General features: G+C 65.0%; 4 protein-coding genes. 1 reads left to right on the top strand and 3 read right to left on the bottom strand.

What is annotated here, in order from left to right:
- Together AYR66_RS06185 and AYR66_RS06190 are read right to left on the bottom strand one after the other, a co-directional pair.
- Positions 1 to 476: MOSC domain-containing protein (locus AYR66_RS06185; protein WP_141104175.1), on the bottom strand; the 476-nt coding region annotated here is incomplete at its 3' end.
- On the bottom strand, positions 473 to 1,636 hold the full coding sequence (locus AYR66_RS06190) for an MFS transporter (RefSeq protein WP_088706796.1): 1,164 nt from the start codon (positions 1,634 to 1,636) through the stop codon (positions 473 to 475). The genes AYR66_RS06190 and AYR66_RS06185, both read right to left, overlap by 4 nt.
- Before the next feature lie 140 nt (positions 1,637 to 1,776).
- On the opposite strand from AYR66_RS06190, the gene cynS reads away from it, so the two are divergent.
- Positions 1,777 to 2,220 (top strand): cyanase, encoded by a 444-nt coding sequence (gene cynS / locus AYR66_RS06195; RefSeq protein WP_088706797.1) that lies wholly within the window; start codon positions 1,777 to 1,779, stop codon positions 2,218 to 2,220.
- A gap of 3 nt (positions 2,221 to 2,223) precedes the next feature.
- Here cynS and AYR66_RS06200 read toward each other — a convergent pair.
- Positions 2,224 to 3,731: M16 family metallopeptidase (locus AYR66_RS06200; RefSeq protein WP_206047077.1), on the bottom strand; the 1,508-nt coding region annotated here is incomplete at its 5' end.

Here is a 3,731-nt window from a genome sequence, read left to right on the forward strand (position 1 = left end):
TCGATCACGCGCAGATAGAAGCCGCTGAAGCCTGCCTGCAGCATCATCTTCGCCGCATGCGAAAACCCCATCTTCGCATTGAACTTGTAGCAGGGCTGGCGCGGCTCCGTGACTTCGAACAGCACGCTGCCGACGCGCAGGCGGTCGCCGATCCACACATCGCTTTCCAGCACGCCCTGCAGGGTCAGGTTCTCGCCCATCGATCCGGGCGGCAGCGGTTCTTCCCGCTTCAATGCGGCGAGGCGCTGCGCCGCCCAGAACGCGTAATGCTCCGACGGATACGCGTACACCGCCTTGTTGAGTCCGCCATGCACGGTAAGGTCGGCCTGTTCGTCGCCGGCCAGGCCAAGCTTGCCGACTTGCACCGTGCCTTCCACCGGCTTCTTGTGGATCCCGGTCACCACACGGCGCATCGCATTGTCCTGTCGCACGAACAGGTCGGACACACTGCCCGCATTCACGCTTACGACTTTCATGCGACCTCCGCCATGCGGCGCCGATGGGCAAGGCTGGCCGCATACAGCGAGACGCCGATCGCCGCCGCCATCGGTAATGCACCATAGATTGGCAGGCTGCCGGTGCCTTCCGACGTAATGACGACGCCGCCGGTAAAGGCGCCTGCCGCCTGTCCGAGATAGATGGCCGACGAATTGAGCGACACCGAAGCCGATGCCAGCGGCGGGGCCATGCCGACCAGCCGCGCCTGCTGCGATCCGTTGATCGCGAAGCAGCCCAGTCCCCAGAGAAGAATCAGCGCCACCGTCACCGGCAGCGAGCCGTGCGACAGCGGCCACAAGGTCATCGCGCCCAGCATGCAGCCCATCGCGGCAACGCCGACGCGCACCGGTCCGACGCGATCCATCAGGCGCGCGCCGATAACGTTTCCGAGCACGCCGGTGATGCCGAAGCAAAGGAACATCAGGCTGATGACGGTCGGCGTTGCGCCGATGTAATCCTTCAGGATCAGTGCCATGTAGGAAAACACCGAGAACATGCCCAGCGCCTGGATCGCCGTTACCGAAATCGCCAGCAGCAGCGGCGTGTCGGCGAACAGCGCACGCCATGCCGCACGATCCATTGGCGCGATGTGGAGCTTGGGCGGGATCTGCATCCACACACCGGCCGCGAACAGCGCCGCCAGCAGTCCGGCCAGGCCGAAAGTCGGCCGCCAGCCGATGTGCGCGCCGAGGTAGGCGCCGATCGGCGTGCCGACGACGGCGGCGATCGACCAGCCGAGGAAGACCAGCCCGATCGCCTTGCCGCGCACTTCCGGTGGCACCATGAGGCCGGCGGTTGCCGCGGCCTGCGCGGTGAACACGGCGGCGCCGAGTGCGGTCAGCATGCGCGCGGCGAGCAGGGTGTGGTAATCGGGCGAGAGGGCGGCCAGCCAGTGCATCGCCGCATACAGTGCCAGCGCGCCGGTCAGCAGCTTGCGGCGTTCGATGGCGCTGGTCCAGCCGGCGAGGAAGGGGCCGGTCACGCAGATCGTCATCGCGAAGGCGGAAATCAGCATGCCGACCTGCGCCGGCGAGATTGCCAGGTCGGCGCTCAATTCATTGAGCATGCCCGGCACGATCATGACACCGGTGCCGATCGCGAAATTGCCGAGGGTGAGGGACCACAGTCTGGTCTGCATGGGGAACTCCGGGAATGACGTGCCAGTTTAGCGAAATATGCACGACCGTGCCGGAAGCATGCACCGCGATGGCGCATGCGTGCTGGGCATATCTTTTGCTGACGCTCGTTCCGCCATCAACCACATCAACGAGGAATGCCATGGATCGCAACGAAGTGACCCGCAAGATCATCGAGGCCAAGGTCAGGAAGGGCCTGAAGTGGAAGGACATCGCCGAGCGCATCGGCCAGAGCAAGGAGTGGACAACCGCCGCCTGCCTCGGACAGATGACCTTTACCAAGGCGCAAGCGGAAGTCGCGCAGGATTTGTTCACCCTCACCGACGAGGAAGCCGCCTGGCTGCAGATCGTGCCCTATAAAGGGTCGCTGCCGACTGCCGTGCCGACCGACCCGCTGATCTACCGCTGGTACGAGATCGTGAGCGTGTACGGGATGACAATCAAGGAACTCATCCATGAAGAGTTCGGCGATGGCATCATGAGCGCGATCGATTTTTCGATGGATATCACGCGCGAGCCGGATCCGAAGGGCGACCGCGTGAACGTGGTGTTGTCGGGGAAGTTCCTGCCGTACAAGACCTATTGATCATCACTTTCGCGCAAAGTCTCCGGCAAGGGCCGACGACATTCTCGCGGGATCAAGGTATTTCTTCAGCGCCGCGTTTACCTGTTCGGGTGTAAGCGCGGCATAGTCCTTGTCGCGCTGCTCGCGCCAGGCCATCGTCCGCTGCCAGTAGAGGTTGTCGGCGAGCAGCCCGGCGACATTGCGTTCCTGCGTCAGGTACTGTCGCCGTCCGCGCAGGATCGCGTCCTTCGCGAAATCGACTTCCAGCGCGGAGAAGCCATCGCGCAGCACCTTGTCGAGTTCGTCGTGCATCGCCGCTTCGAAGCGCTCGCGGTTTTGCGGAGCGAAGCTGCCGGTGATGGTGATGCGTCCGTTCCTGTCGCCGGCAGACACGCCGAGCGTGGCGTTCACGCCGTAGCTCAAGCCTTCCTGCTCCCGCAGCCGGTTCCACAGCCGCGAGCCGGCGCGGCCGCCCAACAGTTGCACAGCGGTGAAGAGCGCGGGGATGTCCGCGTCGCTGTCATCAAGTTCGACCGGGATGACCGCGCTGAAAGCGGCGTTGGTCTTGTCGGGCATGTCGAGCACGTAGCGTTCGGCCTGCACAGGCTGCCAGGGACGCGGGATGCGCGCATGGGATTGCGGGCTGCGCCAGTCGTCGAACAGTGCGCGCAGTTGTTCCGTTACCTTCGCAGGATCAACCGGGCCGACAATGGCCAGTTCCGCATCGCTGGTGCCTGCGTATGCCTGGTAAAACGATTGCAGACGTTCCGGTGTCGCTTCACGCACCGCCTGGATGGTGTCTTCCGGCGCCCATGCGCTGCGGGGGTCATCCCTGTCGTAGCGCACCGCGTGGCGTGCAAGTGTTGCCGCGGCATGCGAGGTTGGATCGTTTTGCGAAGCAAGCACCTGGGCGATATAAGCACGACGTACCTGCTCGAATTCGTCGGGCGGGAACGCGGGCGTGCGCAGGGTCTCGGCCAGCAATTCCAGCACGCGTTCCAGGTGCGGGGCGGGCGCATTGAAGTCGATGACGAGGCCGGTGAGGCCGCCCGCTTGTTGCCCGAGTCCGTTGACGCTGATGGAACTATCGAGCTCGGACAGCAGGTTGTTCAGTGCGGTGCGTGAACGCGTTGCCGTTCCCTTGAGCATCATGTTCGGCAACAGCAGGGCGTCGGCGCGCTTTCCGCGCAAGGTGTCGAGTGTGCCCCAGCGCAGGCGCAGTATGCCCGTCACGCGGTCGCCCTTGGTCGCGCGCGGCAGCAGCGCGAGCTGCATGCCGCCAGGCAGGGCAGTCACCACAGTATGCGCGCCGATCTCGGCATGCGTCATGGGGAAAGCTTCGATCGCGGCAGCGGGAGGACGGCCCCGGTAATCCTTGAGCAGCGCATCGAGGTCGGGCGGGCGGTAGGCCGGCGCGCGCACCGCCTGCGTGGTGGGGATGAAACGGCCGGCGGTGCGGTTGGCCGGCACGAGGAGGGCGCGTGCGAGGCGGTCGACATCGGCCGGCGTCACCTCGGCGATCCAGTCGCGCA

It is taken from the genome of Noviherbaspirillum denitrificans, from assembly GCF_002211445.1.
In the GTDB taxonomy this organism is placed as follows: Bacteria; Pseudomonadota; Gammaproteobacteria; order Burkholderiales; family Burkholderiaceae_D; genus Noviherbaspirillum; species Noviherbaspirillum denitrificans.

What these genes read in the sequence shown, in the direction of transcription:
- cynS (WP_088706797.1), top strand. Translation starts at nt 1,777, where the DNA reads ATGGATCGCAACGAAGTGACCCGCAAGATCATCGAGGCCAAGGTCAGG.
- AYR66_RS06190 (WP_088706796.1), bottom strand. Translation starts at nt 1,636, where the DNA reads ATGCAGACCAGACTGTGGTCCCTCACCCTCGGCAATTTCGCGATCGGC.